The organism is Mesorhizobium sp. M7A.F.Ca.US.010.02.1.1 (genome assembly GCF_004023085.1).
Classification (GTDB): domain Bacteria; phylum Pseudomonadota; class Alphaproteobacteria; order Rhizobiales; family Rhizobiaceae; genus Mesorhizobium.
On the sequence record NZ_RZRV01000001.1, the window covers coordinates 27,709 to 45,654 of the forward strand.

Below are 17,946 nucleotides of genomic sequence, written 5' to 3' on the forward strand. Positions count from 1 at the left end.
TGCCGGCGGTTGCGTCATGAGCGCGAAGGCCGCCCCCGCACCAACCAGGCCGGCTTCGCCCGGCTTGCGTCGGGTACTTGCCGGCGCTGCGGTTGTCGTCCTGCTCGGCGCCATGGCGCTCGACACCAACGTGGTCAGGATCGGCTCTGCCGGCGATGTCCGCAGCGCCGTCTTTTCCGCCGCCGACTACGGCAAGTCGGAGTTTCCCAAGGTGCAGGCCGATGTCGAAGCGCGTGCCGCCGACGCGGCAACGGTGGCGACGGCGATCACCAAGGACAGGGCAACGGCGGAAAAGGAATACGGCGTGCCGGCGGGCGTTGGGCCGGTCATCTCGGTGAAGTTCACCGGCGTCGTCGGCGAAGGAAAATCGGGCATCTACAAAGTCGCCGTCGAAGGTGTGCCGGACACGCTGATGATCCGCGTGCAGACGGGACCGGCGATCAACGGCACCGAGCTTCGCGACGCCACCGGCAAGATCACATTCGGCCAGTTCACCAACCAGATCGAATACCAGGACGCCGGTTCGGCGCTGAACAACGAGATGAAGAAGGAAATCCTGGCCAAGGTCGATACGAGCACCTTGACCGGCAAGACCATATCGGTGGTCGGCGCATTCAAGCTGGTCAACCCGAAGAGCTGGCTGGTCACTCCGGTGAGGCTGGAGGTCAAATGAGCGCGGCTGCCGACACCGGACCCGCGAATGGCGACGCCGTGCTTTCGGCGCGCAACATCGTCATGTCGTATGGCGGCGTCCATGCACTCAAGGGCGTCAATTTCGACATCCATCGCGGCAAGGTCACCACGCTGTTCGGAGAAAATGGCGCCGGCAAGTCGACGCTGATGAAGATCCTCTCCGGCGTGGTCACGCCGACATCCGGCGACATCGTGCTCGACGGCAATCTCGTCAGTTTTTCCTCATCCTCGGACGCACGCGATCGCGGCATCTCGATCATTCACCAGGAACTGAGCCTGGCGCCCAATCTCAGCGTTCGCGACAACATCTTCATGGGCCGCGAACTGCGCACCAGGACCGGCCTCGACTTCGCCGAAGAATCGCGCCAGGCGCGCGCGCTGATGGCTGATCTCGAAGAGGACATCGACCCGATGACCCTGGTCGAGGATCTGCGCCTGGGCCAACAGCAGATCGTCGAGATCGCGCGGGCGCTGTCGGTCGATTCGCGCATCCTGATCATGGACGAGCCGACCTCGGCGCTCAGCGCCACAGAGGTGGAGGTGCTGTTCAAGGTGATCCGCGATTTGACCAGCCGCGGCGTTTCCATCGTCTACATCTCACATCACCTCGAAGAGGCGCTGCAGATCACCGACTACGCCGTTGTCCTGCGCGACGGGGCGATAACGGCGACGGCTGAAGCCAGAAACATCGACCTCGAGTGGATCGTCCGCAACATGGTCGGCGAGAACTTCGATCTCGGCTCGCCGCCGACCGGCCATGCGTTCGGTGAGGTCGCCCTGTCGATCGAGGATGTCAGCGTCGTCGACACTTCGGGCTCGGGCTATTCCGTCGTCGACCACCTGTCGCTGGATGTCCGGGCAGGCGAGATCGTCTGCATCTATGGGCTGATGGGCGCCGGGCGCACGGAATTGCTGGAAGCCGTCGCCGGACGGGTGCCGATGGCGGGCGGCCGCGCGCTTCTGGAAGGCGAGGACGTTTCGGGACTGAGCATTGCCCAGCGCATCTCCAGAGGTCTTGTGCTGGTCCCCGAGGACCGCCAGCGCGACGGGCTGGTGCAGACGATGACCGTCGGCCGCAATCTCTCGCTGGCCAGCATCGAGGCGTTCGCCAAGGGGCTGTTTCTGTCCCGTTCCAAGGAGCGTGGGCTGGTCGAGGATTCGATCCGCAAGGTGACCATAAAGACCGCAGGCGGCAATGCCATGATCGGATCGCTGTCGGGCGGCAATCAGCAGAAGGTCGTCATCGGCAAGATGCTGACGACCAACCCAAAAGTCATCCTTCTCGACGAACCGAGCCGTGGCATCGATGTCGGCGCCAAGGCCGAGGTCTTCCGCTTGCTGAGCGAACGCGCCGCGCAAGGGCTTGCGGTCGTCTTCTCGACCTCTGAGGTCAACGAATGCCTCAGCATTGCCCACCGCATCGTCGTCATGCGGCGTGGCAGGATTTCAGCTGAATTCGGCGCCAACGCCACCAAAGAGCAGATCATGGCCGCCTCTGGCGAAGCCGTGGTCGCCTGATCACCAGAATTTCGGAGCCCAGACCAATGACCGACGTCAGCCAGGCCAGAAAACAGTCCAGTCCAAGCGCGGGCGGCGAAGGCTTCGATCTCGCCAAGCTGCTGCTCGAGGGTCGCGCTTTCTTTGCCCTGATCGTCATCATCGTCGTGTTCTCGATCCTGTCGCCCTACTATCTCTCGGTGGCGAATTTCCTGACCATGGCCTCGCATGTCGCCATCTTCGGAATCCTCGCGATCGGCATGCTGCTCGTCATCCTCAATGGCGGTATCGACCTGTCGGTGGGGTCGACGCTGGGCTTGGCCGGTGTCGTTGCCGGGTTCCTGATGCAAGGCGTGACGCTGACCTGGCTGGGTGTCGTTCTCTATCCGCCGGTCTGGGTGGTCGCGGTGTTGGCCTGCATGCTCGGCGCCGTCGTCGGACTGATCAACGGCGTGCTCATCGCGCGCTTCAAGGTTCCGGCTTTCGTCGCCACGCTCGGCGTCATGTACATGGCACGCGGCCTGGCGCTGCTGATGACCAGCGGCCTGACCTATAACAATCTCGGCGGCAAGCCCGAGCTCGGAAACACCGGCTTCGATGCGCTTGGCTTCAACCGCCTGTTCGGCGTGCCGACGGGCGTCGTGGTTCTCGTGGTCATCGCGCTCATTGGCAGCATCGTCTTGAACCGCACCGCTTTCGGGCGCTGGCTCTACGCCTCGGGCGGCAACGAGCGCGCGGCCGAACTCTCCGGCGTTCCGGTCAAGACGGTGCAGATTTCCGTCTATGTGCTGTCGGGCATCTGTGCCGCCATCGCCGGCCTGATCCTGTCCTCGCAGTTGACGTCGGCTGGACCGACCGCCGGCACCACCTACGAACTGACGGCCATCGCGGCCGTCGTCATCGGCGGCGCGGCACTGACCGGCGGGCGCGGCAACATCCGCGGAACCCTGCTTGGGGCCTTCGTCATCGGCTTCCTGTCCGACGGTCTGGTGATCATCGGCATCTCATCCTACTGGCAGACAGTGTTCACGGGCGCGGTCATCGTGCTCGCCGTGCTCCTCAATGCCGTTCAGTATCGCCGCCGTAGCAAGCTCCCAAGCGCGTCAGGTGGCCAACCGACTTCTCAGAAACGGGGGAAGGCCGAACCGGCCAATCCTGCCCAAGGGAAGACTGCCAGGTGAACTGGCAGCAACACCGCGTAATCATTGGAGGAATGTACATGAAAACCATGCTGAAAAGTCTGCTCGCCGCCGCGATGGTCGTCGGGTTCACGGCCGCCGCGTCAGCCGCGGGCCTGATCTCGATCATCGTCAACGATCCGGCCAACCCCTACTGGCTGACCGAGGGCAACGTCGCCAAGGCCGAGGCTGAAAAGCTTGGCTATACGGCCAATGTCGGTGCCCACAAGGGCGATACCAATACCGAAAGCAATTTGATCGACACCGCCATCACCAACAAGTCGGTGGCGATCATCCTCGATCCGGCCAACGCCGACGGCTCTGTCGGTGCGGTGAAGAAGGCGATTGCAGCCAACATCCCGGTGTTCCTCGTCAATGCCGAGATCAATCAGGAAGGCCTCGCCAAGGGTCAGCTCGTTTCCAATAACGCGCAGGGTGCTGCTCTCGGTGCCCAGCAGTGGGTGCAGGCCGTCGGCGAAAAGGGCAAATATGTCGAACTGCTCGGCGCCCCGTCTGACAACAACGCCGCCACGCGCTCGAACGGGTACGCGACTGTGCTGAGCCAGTACCCGGATCTCGAAAAGGCTGCTTCGCAGGTCGCCAACTGGGATCGTACCCAGGGCCACGACAAGATGCAGAGCATGCTGCAGGCCAATCCCGACATCATCGCCGTGATCAGCGGCAATGACGAGATGGCGCTTGGCGCGGTTGCGGCGCTGAAGGAAGCCGGCAAGCTCGCCGGCATCAAGGTCGGTGGCTTCGACGGCTCCCCGGATGCGGTTGCGGCGATCAAGTCCGGCGAACTGCAGTACACCGTGCTTCAGCCGGTCGCCATCTTCTCGGCCAAGGCCGTGCAGCAGGCGGATTCGTTTATCAAGACGGGTGCCACCGGTGCGGCGACCGAGAAGCAGCTGTTCGATTGCCTTCTCATCACCAAGGACAATGTCGACAAGTACACCGCACCCTTCGTGTTGTCTGAGTAATACCTGTACAGGGGGTGTCCTTGCGGACACTCCCTGCCTCTTCTACGAAATGACTGCCCTCGTGAACCGCCTTCGCAACCAACCGGAATTTGCGGCATGAAAGACCTGCTGATCGGCATCGACGCGGGAACGTCGGTGATCAAATCGATCGCTTTCGACCTGTCCGGGCGGCAGCTCGCCATGACGTCGGTGCCCAATAGCTTCGTCACGCTGGAAGGCGGCGGCGCCGAGCAGGACCTCGACCAGACCTGGCGCGACATGGCGCGGACCGTTCGCGATCTCGCGGCCAAGGTTCCCGACCTCGCGCAACGAACCGCGGCGGTGGCCATCACCGGGCAGGGCGACGGAACCTGGCTGATCGATGGCGACGGCTTGCCTGTCTCGCGCGCCTGGCTGTGGCTTGATGCCCGAGCTGGACATCTGGTGGACGAGATGCGCGCCGATCCCCGGGATCGCAGGCGGTTCGAGCTGACCGGCACGGGGCTGAATTCCTGCCAGCAAGGCGCCCAGCTTGCCTTCATGAAAAAGAACCATCCCGACATGCTGGAGCGGGCGGCGACCGCACTGCATTGCAAGGATTGGCTCTACTTCAAGATGACGGGCGAACGCGCCACGGATCCCTCCGAGGGAACCTTCACCTTCGGCGATTTTCGGTCGCGCAGCTATTCCGACGAAGCCCTCGACATCCTGGATCTGACGACGCATCGCCGCCTGTTGCCTCCCATGCTCGAAGGCACCACCGACCATCATCCGCTGTCGCGATCGGCGGCGGCAGAGACTGGCCTGCTCGAAGGCACGCCGGTGGTGCTGGGTTACGTCGATATGGTCATGACGGCGCTCGGAGCCGGCCTCTATGATCCCTCGGGCAATGTCGGCTGCACGGTCATCGGCTCGACCGGCATACACACACGCTTTGCCGCCACTCCCGACGATGTCGTGCTGAACGACGATGGCTCCGGCTACACGATCGCCATGCCTATTCCAGGCGCCTTTGCACAATTGCAATCCAACATGGCGGCGACGCTCAACATAGACTGGGTGCTTGGCCTTGCGCGCGACGTGCTCGCGACGGCTGGCGGCAAGCCTTCTCATGACGAGTTGCTGAAGGCCCTCGACGCTTGGGTGGAAGCATCGGAGCCTGGTTCGCTGATCTACCAGCCCTATATATCGCTGGCCGGTGAAAGAGGACCGTTCGTCGATCCTGACGCACGCGCTGGCTTCATCGGCCTTTCGGTCAAGCACGGCTTTGGCGATCTGGCACGCGGCGTCCTCGAGGGACTGGCCTTCGCCGCACGCGATTGCTACCAGGCGATGGGCGCCGTGCCGAGCGAGATCCGCCTGTCGGGCGGCGCCGCGCGCAGCCCCTCCCTACGCCGCATCATCGCGGCGGCGACCCGGGCGCAGGTGCGCACCAGCAGTCGCCAGGAAGCCGGCGCGGCAGGCGCCGCGATGATGGCGGCCGTCGGCCTCGGCGTCTATGGCTCGATGGAAGACTGCGCCGCCGAATGGGTGACGCCGCTTCTCGGCGACTGCGATGCCTATGACGAGGCGCTTTCGCATACCTACGATGCCCTCTTTCCTTCCTTCGTTGCAGCGCGTCAGGCGCTTCGGCCGGTGTGGAAGGGCATGGCGCACCGCACAGGAGCAAGATCTTGAGCAATACAACAGATGTCGTCGATCTCTTCGTGATCGGCGGCGGCGTCAATGGAGCCGGCATAGCGCGTGATGCGGCAGGTCGCGGGCTGTCCGTCATCCTGTGCGAAAAGGACGATCTCGCGCAAGGCACGAGCTCGCGCTCCGGCAAGCTGGTGCATGGCGGCCTGCGCTACCTCGAATATTATGAATTCCGGCTGGTTCGCGAAGCACTGATCGAACGCGAGGTGCTGCTCGAGGCAGCGCCGCACATCATCTGGCCGATGCGCTTCGTTCTTCCGCACAGCCCGCAAGACAGGCCGGCATGGCTGGTCCGGCTCGGGCTGTTTCTCTACGACCACCTTGGCGGCCGTAAACGCCTGCCGGGGACACGAACACTGAACCTCAGGACTGCGCCGGAAGGCGCGCCGATCAAGGACGAATTCAAGCGCGGTTTCGAATATTCCGACTGCTGGGTCGACGATGCGCGCCTGGTGCTGCTCAACGCCCTGGATGCCAGGCAGCGCGGTGCCAGAGTGCTCACGCGCACCGCCTGTGTCGCGGCCCGCCGCGAAAACGGACTATGGTCGATCGACATGCAGGATGGTCGCACGGGTGCGGTGACGAAGGTCCGGGCGCGGGCGCTGGTCAACGCGGCCGGGCCGTGGGTCAACGACATTGTCAGCCGAGTCGCCGGGCAGAACTCCACCCGCAATGTTCGCCTGGTGAAAGGCAGTCATATCGTCGTGCCCAAATTCTGGGAGGGGCGGCAGGCCTATCTCATCCAGAACAACGACAAGCGAGTGATCTTCGTCAACCCCTACGAGAACGATCTGGCGCTGATCGGCACGACCGACATTCCCTACGAAGGCAGGCCCGAGGAAGTGGTCGCCGAGGCAAGCGAAGTCGATTACCTGATCAAGGTGGTCAATCGCTATTTCAAGCGACAGCTGACGTCACAGGACGTGGTCCATAGTTTCTCAGGCGTGCGTCCGCTCTATGACGACAATGCCGACAATCCAAGCGCGGTGACGCGCGACTATATTTTCGAACTCGACGCCTCCAATGGCAACGCGCCGCTGCTGTCGGTGTTCGGCGGCAAGATCACCACCTTCCGCAAGCTGTCGGAACATGCGCTGGAAAAGATCCAGCCGTTTTTTCCGATGATGAAGAAAGCCTGGACGGCCAAAATCCCCTTGCCGGGAGGCGACCTGCCCAATGCGGACTTCGAGCAGTTCCTGAGCGATCTGCATTCCGAGTTTTTATGGCTCAGCCCGTCGCTGGTGAAGCACTACGCTCGAAGCTACGGCACCCGTGCCAGGCAATTGCTCGCCGGCGCACAGCGCGAGGCGGATCTCGGCCGCCGCTTCGGTCCCGACCTGTATGAGCGGGAGGCAAGGTTCCTGGCCGAGACCGAATGGGCCGGCACATCAGCCGATATTCTGGAACGCCGCACCAAACATGGCCTGCATCTCAATGCGGCCGAGCGGAAAGCATTCGAAGACTGGTTCGATAACATCATGGCGACGGCAGACTGATGGCCTTCACGCTTTCCCTCAACACCAATCCGCTGGTCAACCGTTTCGCCGATCCGGACGATTTGATCGACGCGATTGCCTATGGCATCGGTATCCGCGACGTGCAGCTGACGCATGAATTCGTCAATCCGGGCTGGCCGGCGGCAACGATTGCCAAATTCCTGCGCCTGTTCGACAGGGCGCTTTCGCGGACCGGCGTGCGGATCACCTCCGGCATGACCGGACCTTATGGCCGGCTCAATCACTTCGGCCATCCGGACGCGGATGTCCGGCGCTACTATGTCGACTGGTTCAAGACCTTCGCCGATATTTCCGCGGAACTCGGTGCGTCGGGCATGGGCACGCAGTTCGCCATCTTCACCCACAAGGACTTTGACGATCCGCAACGGCGGGCAGTGCTTCTCGATATCGCCCTCGAATGCTGGCGCGAGGTGGCCGAACACGCCAAGGCGGCGGGTCTGACATACCTGTTCTGGGAGCCGATGTCGGTCGGCCGCGAGTTCGGCCACACGATCGAAAGCTGCGCCACGCTGCAAGGCGCCATCGACGCGGCGAAGCTGCCCATACCGATGAAAATGATGGTCGACATCGACCATGGCGACGTCACTTCGCCCAACCCTGCCGACACCGATCCCTATGCCTGGGCGAAAGCGTTTCCCTTGCAATCGCCGATCATCCACATCAAGCAGTCGTCGATGAATAAGGGCGGGCACTGGCCGTTCACGGCCGCCTACAACAAGGATGGCCGCATAGTGCCGCAGAAGTTGCTGGACGCGGTTCGGCAGGGCGGTGGAACCGACAATGAAATTTGCCTTGAACTTTCCTTCAGGGAGAGGGAACCAGTCGACCATCAGGTTATCGAGATGATCCGCGAGTCGGTGGATTTCTGGGCGCCTCATATCGACAGCGGTCGCGACAGTCTCAAGCCTCGGGCTTGAGTGAAATGCTGGCTAGACGCCGGCACCGATGGTGGCCAGGAAAAACGCGCGTTGAAGGAGAAAAGAATGACCCCATATTGGGTCGGCACGAGCTGGAAGATGAACAAGACGCTTGCCGAGGCGCTGCAGTTCGCCGATGCGTTGGCGGCCTTCGTGCCTGACTTCGATCAGGCGATACAGCCTTTCGTCATTCCGCCGTTCACCGCCGCGCGCCAGGTCAAAGCGGCGCTGGCCAACACCCGCGTGAAAGTCGGCGCCCAGAACATGCATTGGGCCGACGCCGGTGCCTGGACGGGAGAGATCTCGCCAGTGATGCTGAAAGACTGTGGGCTGGATGTGATCGAACTCGGCCATAGCGAGCGTCGCGAGCATTTCGGCGAAACGGACGCGACTGTGGGACTGAAAACGGCGGCCGCTGTCAGGCACGGGTTCGTGCCGCTGATTTGCGTCGGCGAGACGCTGGCTGAGCGTGAATCAGGCCGCGCCGAGGCGGTGTTGACGGCACAGGTTCTCGGCGCGCTGCAAGAGCTGAGCGGCGATCAACTGAAGGCTGAAATCCTCTTTGCCTACGAGCCCGTCTGGGCGATCGGCGAGAAGGGCATTCCCGCCAGCGCCGACTATGCCGACAGGCAGCAGGCGCTGATCAAGCAGGTTGCCGCCGACCGGCTGCCGGCTGCCCCGCCTGTGCTTTACGGCGGCAGCGTCAATCCCGGCAACGCGGCCGAACTCATCGGCCAGCCGCATATCGATGGCCTGTTCATCGGCCGCTCGGCGTGGCAAGCGGAAGGCTATATCGACATTCTGAAAAAGGCGTCGGCCGCCATCGCGCGCTGACCGCTGAAAGACCAAGCAAAGGAGCTCATCATCATGAAGATCGCACTCGGAGCCGACAGCGCCGGCAAGCCGTTGCTCGACGTCATCGCCAAGCATCTCGCCACCAAGCCGGAACTGCAGGTCGTCGACCTAAGCCAGGCCGGATTCTACGCCGATATCGCCGCCTCGGTCGGCCACGAAATTCTCGACGGCAATTACGACCGGGCCATCCTGTTTTGCGGCACCGGCATCGGCGTCAGCATCTCCGCCAACAAGGTCCCGGGCATTCGCGCCGCATTGACCCACGACACCTATTCCGCTGAGCGCGCCGCCAAGTCCAACAACGCCCAGATCATCACCATGGGCGCCCGCGTCATCGGTCCCGAACTGGCGAAATCGATCGCCGACGCATGGTTGGCCTCGGAGTTCGATCCGAATGGCCCCTCCGCCACAAACGTGCAGGCCATCGACAAGCTCGACGCCAAGCGCTGAAAGACGCGGGAAACCCGTTACTGAGTTAACTGGTCAAGGCGACCCGCATCGCCTCGATCACGGTTACGGCGGAGGCGGCGCCCGGGTCCATGTGGCCAAGCGAGCGTTCGCCGAGGCGCGATGCCCGGCCTTTCGTGGCAACCATCGACTTGGTCGCCTCCGCGCCTGCGTTTGCCGCTTGTGCAGCAGCTTCGAGACTGCCCGCCAGATCCTTGCCGGAGGTCAGCGCTTCGCCCGCCGCCTGCGCAGCCGGCGCCCACGCATCGATCATCGTCTTTTCGCCAGGCTCTGCCTTGCCGCGATCCTGAATGCCCTTGGCCATGGACTGAAACAGAGCGACCACGTCCGAATCGTCGAGCGTCGTCTTGCCCTTGACGGCTGCCGCGCCGCGCATGAACGCGGTCGCATAGAGCGGACCGGAGGAGGCGCCGACGGCATTCAGGAACGATTTTGCGGCGGTGTTCAGCAAGGTGGTAGGGTCGGTTGCGCCCGTATCCAATGCGGCGACTGCATCGCGTGCAGCGGAAAATCCAAGCTCCATCGCGATGCCGTGGTCGGCGTCGCCGATAACCCCGTCAAGCGCGCATAGTCGGTCCCGGTCGGCGGACATGGCGGTTGCGATCGCCGCGAACATCGCGACAAGGTGGGCGGTGTCGATTGTCGTCATGTCTTAGTCCTTGCCACAGAAGTGGGTTTAGCCGGCGCGAAACATGGCGCAGTCGCAGGGGTGGTCCAGCATCGTCTGCAACTCGCTGTCGAGTTGGTGCAGCGTGATCGATGCACCAGCCATTTCGAGCGAGGTGCAGTAATTGCCGACCCAGGTCGCATGAATGGACACACCGATGTCGTCGAGCCGCTGTTTTACCCGCCGGTTCATGATGTAAAGCTCCATCAGTGGCGTCGAGCCCAGCGAGTTGACGAGCACCGCGACCTTGTCGCCGCGCGCCGGCGCCATCTCGCTGAGGATCCTGTCCAGCATCTCGTCGGTGATCTCGTCGGCTGTTTTCAACTTTTCGCGCGCGATGCCGGGCTCGCCGTGGATGCCCATGCCGATCTCCATCTCGTCCGGCCCGATCTCGAAATTCGGCCGGCGGGTCTGTGGCAGCGAACAGGGCGACAGCGCCACGCCCATGGTGAAGGTGTGGTCGTTGGCCTTGCCGGCAATGCGCTCGCATTCGTCGAAGGACAGCATCCGGTCGCAGGCAGCACCGGCCGCCTTGAAGATGAAGAAATTGCCGGCGACGCCGCGCCTCTTGTGCCGCTGGTCGCGCGGTGCCGAGGCGACGTCGTCGGTGCTCAGCACCGTGCGCACCTCGATGTCGTCCATGGCGGCCATCTCGGCCGCCATGTCGAAATTCATCACGTCGCCGGCATAATTGCCGTACATGAAGAGCACGCCGGCGCCGCCGCTGACTGCCTTGGCGCATTCGAGGATCGGGTCCGGCGGCGGCGAGGCAAAGACATTGCCGATGGCCGCAGCGTCAGCCAATCCCTTGCCGACAAAGCCGAGAAAGCTCGGCTCGTGGCCCGAACCGCCGCCAATCACGAGGCCCACCTTGCCCTGGCGCGGTCCGTCGCGGGCGATGATGGAGCGTGGACTGCCGTCCACGCTTTTGAGATGGCGGGGATGCGCTGCCAGGATGCCTTCCAGCATCTCGTCGACGGCGCGGTTGCCATCGTTGATGATCTTCTTGGTCTGCACCCGACGTCCTCCCGATTTCGGCATTTTCGCAGATAGTACCGGGTGTTACCGGGATTTCCACCCGGCAAGGCGCATTTCGCGTGTTGAAGTGCTCTCGCACAGCGGCTCCTGAAATCCAGGTGTCGGCTGGTTCAAGTGCCGAGGCCGTCGCGGATGGCTGAGAAATAGCGATCGGTTCCGACCTGGCCGCCCTTGAGCGCGACCTCCAGTCCGTCGATCGCCTTGACGCGCGAGTGAGCAACGCAGAGCGGCGAACCCGGCGAAGCGGGCAGCGGCATGCGGATTGTCAGGGCATCGACACCCATCTCGCCCAGCGCGTGGCTCGACGTGTCGCCGCCGGCAATGACCACGCGCCGCAGGCTCTGTTCGATCGTCAGGGCGCGAAGGATTTCTCCGAGTCCGCGGCCAAGCCTGTGGCGGGCGCCTTCCTGCCGGTCGATTTCGGTGCCCCTGTCGGCAGTGGGACCAAGCGCGGTGTAGAGGATGACGCTGCGCCCGGCTTGCAGACTGGCACGGCCGCTTGCCGTTGCGCGCGTGATCGCCTGCTGCGAAGCCTCCGAAACCAGTTCGACCGGATCGATCTCGATGCCGTCGAAACCGTCGGTCAGGGCATGCCGGATCTGCCGTTCCGTGGTCGGCGAGCAACTGCCCGACACGACGGCTAGCCGGTCGGCAACTCCCGGCGGCGTGAAACCTGGCTCAGCGCCGACAATGCCATTCGACGCCCATTCGGCCAGCAACGCATACTCGACTCCGGATGAGCCGACGGCAAAAGAGCCGCCGGGCTTGCGAACGCGCCACAACTCCTTGCCGGCCAGAGCCTGCGTTTCCAGATTGTCGACATCGACAAGCACGATGGCGGTGCCGTTTCCGATCATGCGATCGAACGCCAAACACCGCGACGCGGACTGCAGCGTCGCAAGGTCGACCAGCCCCGAGCTCAGCGCCGTCTGCCGCGACAGATGGATCAGCAGGTCCGACTCATCCATCGGCGTCGTCGGGTGGCGGCTCATCACCGGGTGGCGGTCGATGCGGAAATATTGGTCGCGATAGGCGGCGAACAGGTGCCCGAAGGCGGTGTAGCGCTTGAGCTGCGGCGCGCCGACCAGCAGCGGCACGCTGTCCTGCTCGAACACCGAGCGGCCGATCTCGATGGCCCGGCCGATGCTGCCGATCGTCGGGCTGGAATCGAAGGTCGAGCAGACCTTGTAGTGGCAGATCGCGGCGTTCAGTGTCTTCAGCCAGGCGAAGGAGTCGCGCAGATGCGTGTCCATCCAATGCGGCGTCTCGCTGCGGCTGGTGCCGGCGAGGCCGATCGCCCGGCAATGGGCAAATCGTGAAAGCAAGGCATCGTCCGGCTGGCGCATGAACAGCACGGTCGGCACACCACCGAGCTCGAGCGCCTCCATGACGTCGGTCGAGCCGGTCAGGTCGTCGCCATAATAGCTGAGAAGCAGGTCCTGCATCGTCTCAGGCTGCCTTGCCGTCGCCGAATTGTTCGATCGACCGCGCCAGTTCGGGATGATTCAGGGCGAAGTCCGCCAGCGGAATGCCGTCGACCGCCGCTTGCCAGGCTTGCTGCACGGCACGCACGCCGGCGCCCGGCCCGTCCGGATGGCTGACGATGCCGCCGCCGCAGAGATAGAGAAGATCGACCGTCCGGCCGGTCCGCGCATATGTCTCGGGCGCCTGCCCCCCCCACTGGCCGGAGCCGGCGACCGGCAAGGCGCAGTCCTCAGGTGAGAAGATCGGCGTCGTCACCGCCTTGAACGACTCGACGAAGGAGTCATCCGGCTCCCAATATTTCGAGGCGATGCCGTTGATCTGGAATTGGTCGACGCCGAGCAGTCGCCAGAATTGCTGCCAGACCTTGAAGCCCATGCCTAGCCCGGGGTGCCGGGTGAGGATGTCCCAGCCGTTGCGGTGAGCATGCAGCACCAGACTGGAGCGCTTCCTCAGGAACGCCATGCCACCAAAGCCGATCGAATTGATGTTGACAACAGCGCAATTGCCGCCGGCCTTCGCCACCAGATCGTGGTTGCGCATCATCTCGTCCGGATCGGCGTGCGAGATGCCGAAGGCATACATCACCTTCTTGCCGGTCTTCTGCTCATGGTCGAGGATCAGCGGCATGATCGCATTCACCCGCTCGGCCAGCGGCGAGTAGCCTGGGCTCATGAGCTTCTCGTCGTCCTTGATGAAGTCGACGCCGGCAGCGATCAGTTCCGCCACCATTGCCGCCGTCTCGCGCGGCCTCAAGCCCAGCGCCGGCTTGACGATGGTGCCGATGATCGGGCGGTCCGTCACCCCGGTCAATCGGCGGCTGCCGGCGACACCAAACTGTGGGCCGGGATGCGCGCCGCGAAAATCCTCCGGCAGCTTCATGTCGACGACGCGGATCCCGGTGAGGCCCTTGATCGAATAGGTGCCGCCGATGGCAATGGTCATCAGTGCCGAAAGGTCGGTGCCGATGGCATCGAATGGAAAGGCGATATCGACATCGGCGCGCCTGAACGGCCCGTTGCCGCTGTCGGGAAGCGACGGCCGCTCGGCATCGGCCAGAGGCCGTATCGCCAGCACGCGCGCCGCCACCCGGGCTTTCAGTTCCTCGGTCTCGCCGGGCAGCGCGACGAAGGTGCCGGTCGACTGGTCGCTGGCGATCTTGGCCGCCAGCGCTTCGATGCTTCCTGGCGTTTCGATGCGGTAGGTGAGAGTGATCATGGTCCGCTGTCTCAAGCCGAGGCGTTCGAAAAAGGTTCACTGGTGTTTCAAATCTGGTATAATGAGTACATAAGTATTGCAAGCCATATCCGGCAGCCGGATCGACAGACGGCAATTCCGGGAATTGTGGCGGCAGTGTTAGATAGGCCGGGTCAAGGGAGTGATTCGCGACGATGCACCGTTCGGAACCGATTGTCCGGCGCAAGCTTTCCGATGAGGTCTTCTTGCGGCTGAAACGCCTCATTACCAGCGGCGAATTGATGCCGGGCGACGACATGCCGTCGGAACGCGAACTGATGGAGCGTTTCGAGGTCGGCAGGCCGGCGATTCGCGAGGCGATGCAGGCGCTGAGCAATATGGGCCTGGTCGCGATCTCGCATGGCGAGCGCGCCAAGGTGCTGCAACTGACCGCCAAGTCGATCATCAAGCAGGTCGATGGTGCCGCCAAGATCATCCTGTCGTCGTCGAAGGACACGCTTGAGCATCTGAAAACCGCGCGCATCTTCTTCGAGCGCGGCATGGTCAGGGAAGCCGCCGAAAAGGCCACCGCCGAGGATGTGCTGCGGCTGCGGGCGACCGTCGCCGAACAGCGCGGCTTTCGCGGCGATTCCGAAGCCTTCATCTCCGCTGACATGAAGTTCCATACACAGATCGCCGCGATCTCCGGCAACCCGATCTATGTTGCCGTCAGCGAGGCGATGCTGGGCTGGCTGAAGGAATACCACACCGAAATGCTGATCTGGACCGGCAAGGAAAAGTTCACGCTGACCGAGCACGAAGAGATCATCGGTCGCATCGAGAAAAAGGATGCGGATGGCGCCGAGAAGGCGATGATCAAGCATCTCGAGCGCTCACGCGCGCTCTATGTGATGAACTCCGAAAAGTAACTTCAGGCGATCCGAACGATCGCGTAAGGCGTCATCACGAGATGGCCGCGGCCAAAAGCTGAAATGTCGACCGGCACGTCGTCCGCCGTCAGGTTCGCCAGCCACGCGATTGTCTTGCCCGAGGCGGAGCGCCCGGCCAGCGCCAGCGCCTTGGTCTCATCGCTCGTCCTGGCCGCCACATGCGAAAGGCCAGCCAGTTCGCAAAGCCCCTTGATGGCCTTGAAGATCGGCCGGCGCGATCCTTCCGCGACAGGTTCCCCTGATGAAGCGAGCACGCCGAAAGGTCCAGTGAAGCTGGAAAGTGTCAGCATCTCCAGTCCGGCCGGTGCGACACGCGCAGCGTAGCCGATCGTCCATGCCGCCGCGAACTGGCCGGCATGGCGCGGATCGCTGTCGGCCATGGCGATGCGCTGTCCGCCGGGATTGGGTTTAGTCGCTCCGCCATAGGGGTTCTGGCGCATGGCGATGGTCGACGGTCCGATCCGGTAGGGCTTTGCCCCGAAGATCGCCTGTGCCGATTGGGTGATGAAAGGCAGCGCCTCCAGTGATTGCATGATGCTGAGGTCGTCGGCGGCGTGCACGATCGGGCAGGTGCAATGGGTGACGAAATCGAGCCGGTCTGCCGGCACGCGCTTGCGGTTGAGTTCGGTGAAATAGCTGAACATGCCGCCGCCGAGGCGGATATCGGGAAAGGCACGCCGCGCCGCGGCATAGACCTCTTCGAGCGATGGACAGTCCGGCCACGCACTGCCCGGCGGAGTCGACTGTCGGTCGACCGACGGCGACACGGCAATGGCCGAGAGTTTCAGCCCGGCCTCGCGCACCAGATTGGCGACGCCAGACATCTCGGCGTCAAGATCGCCGGCGCAGGCAACGACGCATTCGAGGGTTGTTTCGGCCGCGTAGGCAGTTGCCAGTCGGGCGAAAGCGCGCAAGGCGTCAAGTCCGTGGCCGCGCGTCGGATCGTAGTGAAACAGCAGCTGTTGTGGGCCGAGTGCCGCCAGCGTGGAGAGGTTCGCCAGCGCCGTCTCGACATCCTCGGGATAGATGACCACGCCGACATCGGGCAGCCTTGGCCCGACCTCGCCGAGTTCAACGCGGACCGGTTCGCTGGTCACGGTGGCAGCCGGTGCTTTGCCTTCACCTGTGATGCGCAGGCTGATCGTCTGGCGCAGGGTTTGGCCGGCAGGCAGCACATAGGGCCATGGCAGCGCCAGCGGCCGCACATAGGTCTTGTAGGAGGCGTCCGACCAGTTGCGCTGGTCCTCCATTTCGAACACGTCACCTTCCATCCGGCATTCGGCGGTGACACCAGGCCGAACCTCATGCGTGATCGTCCGCAGATTTTTGAAAGGCTGCCAGGGGTCGATCAACTCGGGAAGTTTCGTCGCGACGATGCTGCCGTCCGTATGCTCTACCGTGACCGGGCTGCCGGCGAGGTCGGCGATAGGATGCAGGATGCAGAAGCCGCAGCGGTTGGTTTCGAAATCGCTTTCGGGAAGGGCGCTGACCTCGAAGACCAGACGACCATCGGCAGAGCCTTTGATGGTGGCGCGGAAGCCGAGCCGGCTTCGATCCGGGGCCAGGCAGCTTGCCGAATAGCTGACCGAAAAAGCGTCGGCAGCCTGGTTGATGATCAGGTCCGTCAAATTTGGCTCATAGGTGCCCCAGTCGCGGTCACGTACGATATAGGCGATGGCGCGCAGCACTTCGGTGCCGCGATGGCGGATGGTGCGCAGATTGCCGTTGACGAAGTCGGCGCTGAGCGCGCCCGCGCTCAGCCTGACTGGCTCGGCCTCGAGAGCACGCGTGCCGTAGAGCAGGAAAGTGTCGGCGGTCATTTCAGCAAGGCGTCGAGTTGCACCGGTTGCCGGCTCGCGGCACCAGCATAGGCGGCCTCGACGAGCGCGAACGTCTTGAGATTGTCCGCTCCCGAGGTCGCCGGTTCGATCCCCTTTGCCAGGCAGTCTACCCAGTGCTGCTGGATGGCGACAACGCTTTCCTGGATGTTGTGCCAGGGCCGCGACGCCCATGGCAGCAGCGGCGGCGAGACGTCGGTGACGACCGTGCCGTTCTTGCCGGTGACGGTGAGCCGGTATCCCTGCGCCAGCCGGATCGTTCCGTCGCTGCCGTCGATCTCGATCAGCGTCTCGGGAAACGGCTCGGTGGCAAGCTTCGTCGCGTAGCTGCAGTCGACCACAGACGTCGCACCGCTGTTGTGATCCATCAGCATCGTCGCGACGTCCTCGCCTGATATGCCGGGATTGATGCGCATGGTTCGTGTCGTGATGACAGACACGTCGCCCAACAGGAAACGGGCGATGTCGAGGATGTGGATGCCGAGGTCCTCGATGATGAAGCGCTTTCCCGTCGCCAAATAAGGCTGGCCGGAAAACACGTCATAGGCGGAGCGGAAGGAGATGCGCCCGAAGAAAGGCGTGCCGATCTCGCCACTGTCGAGCACGGCACGCACCGCCTGGATCGGCGATTGCCAGCGAAAATTCTCATGTATCATCAGCGGCACGCCGGCTTCCCCGCATGCCTTCACCATCGCCTTGGCGTCGGCGAGCGTCGGCGCGAACGGCTTTTGGCAGATCACCGGAACGCGATTGGCGGCCGCCATTTCGACAAGCGGACGATGGCTGGGCGCGGTAGTGGCGATATCGACGAAGTCCAGGCTTTCGCCGGCAAGAAGTTCCGCCGCATCGGTATAGCGCTTCGCAATGCCGAACTGATCGCCGACGATCTTGAGCCGTTCCGGATCGCGATCGCAGATGGCGACGATCGCGGCGCCCGCAATGTCGCGCCAGGCATGCATCTGGTTGACGGCAAAGAAGCCGCAGCCGATCAGCGCTCCACGCAACTCCGCCAT

General features: G+C 63.4%; 16 protein-coding genes. 10 read left to right on the forward strand and 6 right to left on the reverse strand.

The genetic code is table 11. The annotated features are described in order from the left end of the window. Positions 1 to 16: 16 nt before the first annotated feature. From EOA19_RS00135 to EOA19_RS00175, 9 genes are all read left to right on the forward strand, one after another. Complete coding sequence (locus EOA19_RS00135) at positions 17 to 673, forward strand: DUF2291 domain-containing protein (RefSeq protein ID WP_127296544.1); 657 nt, start codon at positions 17 to 19, stop codon at positions 671 to 673. Next, positions 670 to 2,211: a sugar ABC transporter ATP-binding protein gene (locus EOA19_RS00140; protein ID WP_127296543.1), complete on the forward strand. Its 1,542-nt coding sequence runs from the start codon at positions 670 to 672 to the stop codon at positions 2,209 to 2,211. The genes EOA19_RS00135 and EOA19_RS00140 overlap by 4 nt, the downstream gene beginning before the upstream one ends. Positions 2,212 to 2,237: 26 nt before the next feature. Continuing rightward, positions 2,238 to 3,371 (forward strand): ABC transporter permease, encoded by a 1,134-nt coding sequence (locus EOA19_RS00145; RefSeq protein ID WP_128302320.1) that lies wholly within the window; start codon positions 2,238 to 2,240, stop codon positions 3,369 to 3,371. Between the two features lie 32 nt (positions 3,372 to 3,403). Beyond that, positions 3,404 to 4,351, forward strand: coding sequence for a D-ribose ABC transporter substrate-binding protein (locus tag EOA19_RS00150; protein WP_023756738.1), 948 nt, complete (start codon positions 3,404 to 3,406; stop codon positions 4,349 to 4,351). Positions 4,352 to 4,447: 96 nt separating this feature from the next. Next, positions 4,448 to 6,007, forward strand: coding sequence for an FGGY-family carbohydrate kinase (locus tag EOA19_RS00155; protein WP_128302321.1), 1,560 nt, complete (start codon positions 4,448 to 4,450; stop codon positions 6,005 to 6,007). Beyond that, positions 6,004 to 7,521, forward strand: coding sequence for a glycerol-3-phosphate dehydrogenase (locus EOA19_RS00160; protein WP_128302322.1), 1,518 nt, complete (start codon positions 6,004 to 6,006; stop codon positions 7,519 to 7,521). The genes EOA19_RS00155 and EOA19_RS00160 overlap by 4 nt, the downstream gene beginning before the upstream one ends. Next, positions 7,521 to 8,459: a TIM barrel protein gene (locus tag EOA19_RS00165; protein WP_023808905.1), complete on the forward strand. Its 939-nt coding sequence runs from the start codon at positions 7,521 to 7,523 to the stop codon at positions 8,457 to 8,459. The genes EOA19_RS00160 and EOA19_RS00165 overlap by 1 nt, the downstream gene beginning before the upstream one ends. A 66-nt stretch (positions 8,460 to 8,525) precedes the next feature. Next, on the forward strand, positions 8,526 to 9,293 hold the full coding sequence (locus EOA19_RS00170; protein WP_023808904.1) for a triose-phosphate isomerase: 768 nt from the start codon (positions 8,526 to 8,528) through the stop codon (positions 9,291 to 9,293). 33 nt (positions 9,294 to 9,326) lie between these two features. Then, positions 9,327 to 9,764 (forward strand): RpiB/LacA/LacB family sugar-phosphate isomerase, encoded by a 438-nt coding sequence (locus EOA19_RS00175; protein ID WP_013533067.1) that lies wholly within the window; start codon positions 9,327 to 9,329, stop codon positions 9,762 to 9,764. A gap of 25 nt (positions 9,765 to 9,789) precedes the next feature. Here the strand turns inward: EOA19_RS00175 and dhaL are convergent, their stop codons facing one another. From dhaL to oiaX, 4 genes are all read right to left on the reverse strand, one after another. Continuing rightward, a complete protein-coding gene (gene dhaL / locus EOA19_RS00180) occupies positions 9,790 to 10,431 on the reverse strand; it encodes a dihydroxyacetone kinase subunit DhaL (RefSeq protein WP_128302323.1) in 642 nt (213 codons plus the stop codon). A 27-nt stretch (positions 10,432 to 10,458) separates the two neighbouring features. Continuing rightward, on the reverse strand, positions 10,459 to 11,466 hold the full coding sequence (locus EOA19_RS00185) for a dihydroxyacetone kinase subunit DhaK (protein ID WP_128302324.1): 1,008 nt from the start codon (positions 11,464 to 11,466) through the stop codon (positions 10,459 to 10,461). Between the two features lie 131 nt (positions 11,467 to 11,597). Next, on the reverse strand, positions 11,598 to 12,932 hold the full coding sequence (locus tag EOA19_RS00190) for a four-carbon acid sugar kinase family protein (protein WP_128302325.1): 1,335 nt from the start codon (positions 12,930 to 12,932) through the stop codon (positions 11,598 to 11,600). A 4-nt stretch (positions 12,933 to 12,936) separates the two neighbouring features. Beyond that, a complete protein-coding gene (gene oiaX, locus EOA19_RS00195; protein WP_128302326.1) occupies positions 12,937 to 14,187 on the reverse strand; it encodes a 3-oxo-isoapionate-4-phosphate decarboxylase OiaX in 1,251 nt (416 codons plus the stop codon). A gap of 173 nt (positions 14,188 to 14,360) precedes the next feature. Here oiaX and EOA19_RS00200 point away from each other — a divergent pair, with 173 nt between their 5' ends. Further along, positions 14,361 to 15,074: a transcriptional regulator NanR gene (locus EOA19_RS00200; protein ID WP_128302327.1), complete on the forward strand. Its 714-nt coding sequence runs from the start codon at positions 14,361 to 14,363 to the stop codon at positions 15,072 to 15,074. A gap of 2 nt (positions 15,075 to 15,076) precedes the next feature. Here EOA19_RS00200 and EOA19_RS00205 read toward each other — a convergent pair whose 3' ends face one another. Next, positions 15,077 to 16,915, reverse strand: a complete 1,839-nt coding sequence (locus EOA19_RS00205) for a hypothetical protein (protein WP_128302328.1) — start codon at positions 16,913 to 16,915, stop codon at positions 15,077 to 15,079. Continuing rightward, a complete protein-coding gene (locus tag EOA19_RS00210; RefSeq protein ID WP_128302329.1) occupies positions 16,912 to 17,946 on the reverse strand; it encodes a Gfo/Idh/MocA family oxidoreductase in 1,035 nt (344 codons plus the stop codon). Before EOA19_RS00210 ends, EOA19_RS00205 begins: the two co-directional genes overlap by 4 nt.

Bases quoted from the DNA above. Each gene is read 5' to 3' on its own strand.
- EOA19_RS00165 (WP_023808905.1), top strand. From the start codon at position 7,521: ATGGCCTTCACGCTTTCCCTCAACACCAATCCGCTGGTCAACCGTTTC.
- EOA19_RS00150 (WP_023756738.1), top strand. From the start codon at position 3,404: ATGTACATGAAAACCATGCTGAAAAGTCTGCTCGCCGCCGCGATGGTC.
- EOA19_RS00200 (WP_128302327.1), top strand. From the start codon at position 14,361: ATGCACCGTTCGGAACCGATTGTCCGGCGCAAGCTTTCCGATGAGGTC.
- EOA19_RS00145 (WP_128302320.1), top strand. From the start codon at position 2,238: ATGACCGACGTCAGCCAGGCCAGAAAACAGTCCAGTCCAAGCGCGGGC.
- EOA19_RS00140 (WP_127296543.1), top strand. From the start codon at position 670: ATGAGCGCGGCTGCCGACACCGGACCCGCGAATGGCGACGCCGTGCTT.
- dhaL (WP_128302323.1), bottom strand. From the start codon at position 10,431: ATGACGACAATCGACACCGCCCACCTTGTCGCGATGTTCGCGGCGATC.
- EOA19_RS00155 (WP_128302321.1), top strand. From the start codon at position 4,448: ATGAAAGACCTGCTGATCGGCATCGACGCGGGAACGTCGGTGATCAAA.
- EOA19_RS00175 (WP_013533067.1), top strand. From the start codon at position 9,327: ATGAAGATCGCACTCGGAGCCGACAGCGCCGGCAAGCCGTTGCTCGAC.
- EOA19_RS00135 (WP_127296544.1), top strand. From the start codon at position 17: ATGAGCGCGAAGGCCGCCCCCGCACCAACCAGGCCGGCTTCGCCCGGC.
- EOA19_RS00170 (WP_023808904.1), top strand. From the start codon at position 8,526: ATGACCCCATATTGGGTCGGCACGAGCTGGAAGATGAACAAGACGCTT.
- EOA19_RS00205 (WP_128302328.1), bottom strand. From the start codon at position 16,915: ATGACCGCCGACACTTTCCTGCTCTACGGCACGCGTGCTCTCGAGGCC.
- EOA19_RS00190 (WP_128302325.1), bottom strand. From the start codon at position 12,932: ATGCAGGACCTGCTTCTCAGCTATTATGGCGACGACCTGACCGGCTCG.
- EOA19_RS00210 (WP_128302329.1), bottom strand. From the start codon at position 17,946: ATGGCGGAGTTGCGTGGAGCGCTGATCGGCTGCGGCTTCTTTGCCGTC.
- oiaX (WP_128302326.1), bottom strand. From the start codon at position 14,187: ATGATCACTCTCACCTACCGCATCGAAACGCCAGGAAGCATCGAAGCG.